Here is a 1975-nt window from a genome sequence, read left to right on the forward strand (position 1 = left end):
TCCAAACTCTAGCCGATCCCCGCTCCGAAAAGCGAATCCGACCGCAACCCGATAAAACGCGCACGCCGAATAAGCACCAGGCCGCGACGCGAAAACGACGAAGCGACCCGGCCCGAACCGGGAAGTGGTGTTTCAGAGGATTGGCCGCCTCGGGACCGTCCGCGCTGACGCGTGTCCGGTGCTCCCTGCCAGGCAGCTCGAAGAACACTAGACCTCTGGAGTGGCCGAGTCAAGCGGCGCAAGGGGATTTTCGGCGCCCTCCTGGCTCTCCTCCGCCGGCAGCTGGAAGGCCAGGACGGCGACGTCGTCGTCGTGCTCGGAGGTCACGCCCATCGCCCGCAGCAGTCGGGCACAGATCACCTCCGGGGCGCCGATCGCACCGGCCAGGGTGCGGGCCAGGAGGTCGAGGCCCTGGTCGATGTCCTCGTCGCGGCGCTCGACCAGTCCGTCGGTATAGAGGACACCGGTCGTACCGGGGAGCAGGCGCAGGGTGTGGGAGACGTGCAGGCCGCCGCCGGTGCCGAGCGGGGGGCCGTTCTGCTCCTCGCTGCGCAGGATGGTGCCGTCCGGGCAGCGCAGCAGGACGGGGAGGTGCCCGGCGGAGGCGTAGGAGAGGGTGCGGCGCGTCGGGTCCCAGACGGCGTAGGTGCAGGTGGCGATCTGGTTGGCGTCGATCTCCATGGCGAGGCCGTCGAGCAGGCGCATCACCTCGTGCGGCGGCAGGTCGAGGCGGGCGTAGGCGCGGACGGCGGTGCGCAGCTGGCCCATGACGGCGGCGGCGCGCAGGCCCCGGCCCATCACGTCGCCGATGACGAGTGCCGTGCGCCCGCCGTCGATGGCGATGACGTCGTACCAGTCCCCGCCGACCGCGGCCTCGGCGCCGCCCGGCTGGTAGGTGGCGGCGACCCGCAGGCCGGCCGGCTGGTCGAGCTTCTGCGGGAGCAGGCTGCGCTGGAGGGTGACGGCGGCCTCGCGCTGGCGGCGTTCGGCTTCGCGCAGCCGGGCGGCGGCGAGGACCTGGTCGGTGACCTCGGCGGCGAAGACCAGCACGCCGGCGGGCGGCCCCTCGGTCGCGGCGTCGCCGTTCTCGCCGGCGCCGAGCGGGACGCAGGAGACGTTGTAGTAGCGGTTGCCGGTGAGGCCGAGGATGCAGCGGGCCTTGACGCTGCGCGGCCGGCCGCCCCGGATGACCTGGTCCATCAGGGCCAGGACGCCCATGGTGGCGAGTTCGGGGAGCGCCTCGGCCGCCGGCAGACCGGTGGGGCGCTCCCCGAAGAGCTCGCGGTAGGCCCGGTTGGCGTAGCCGAGCTGGTGGTGCGGACCGTACGTGACGGCGACCGGGGCGGGGATGCGGTTGAGGACCTCGCGGAGGTTCTGCGGTTTGTGCGGGTCGAGGAGTTCGGCGGTGGCGGCGGGACCGGTCGGGTCGCGGGGGCTGGGGACGACGACGCCGTCGGGGCAGGGCGCACCGTCCTCGGTGCCGGTCCCGTTGGGCGGGACGGCACGCCAGGGGACTCCGGTGAGCCGGGCGCTCCAGCGCATGAGGTTCAAACGACGGCCGCTTCCTCGTTTTCCAGGCATATCATCACTTTTTGTGTGCACAGCAGCACACGGGGTAATGACCAGTCGGGCTGATCCTGTCAGGCGGAGGCCCGGTTCCGGAAGTCGCGCGCCCGGCGTGGCCGCCCGTTCCGCCCTCCGGTGCGCCGTCAGCGGGGAGCGTCCGGTCCGGCGTCGGACGGTCGTCCGGGCCCCGGTCCGAACCCTCCCTCGAAGGCCGAACGCGGGTGCTCCATCGCCCCCAGCGAGACCACCTCGCGGGAGAACACCCCGCCGAGCACCCAGTCCACCAGCACCCGCACCCGGCGCTCGGCGCTCGGCAGCCGCCGCAGGTGCCGGGCCCGGTGCAGCCACCAGGCCCGGCGGCCGGTGAGCCTGCCGCCGCGCCGGGTGTGCGCGACGGCCCGGCGCGGCC

At 73.5% G+C, this 1975-nt stretch carries 2 pseudogenes; both read right to left on the reverse strand.

Annotated features, from left to right (window positions below):
* Nucleotides 1–273 precede the first annotated feature (273 nt).
* Nucleotides 274–1551, reverse strand: a pseudogene (locus ABZW03_RS40255) (SpoIIE family protein phosphatase); the annotation flags it as partial.
* A 158-nt stretch (nucleotides 1552–1709) separates the two neighbouring features.
* Nucleotides 1710–1975 (reverse strand): annotated as a pseudogene (locus tag ABZW03_RS40260) (NAD(P)/FAD-dependent oxidoreductase); the annotation flags it as partial.

The organism is Kitasatospora sp. NPDC004799 (assembly GCF_040609095.1).
GTDB lineage: Bacteria > Actinomycetota > Actinomycetes > Streptomycetales > Streptomycetaceae > Kitasatospora.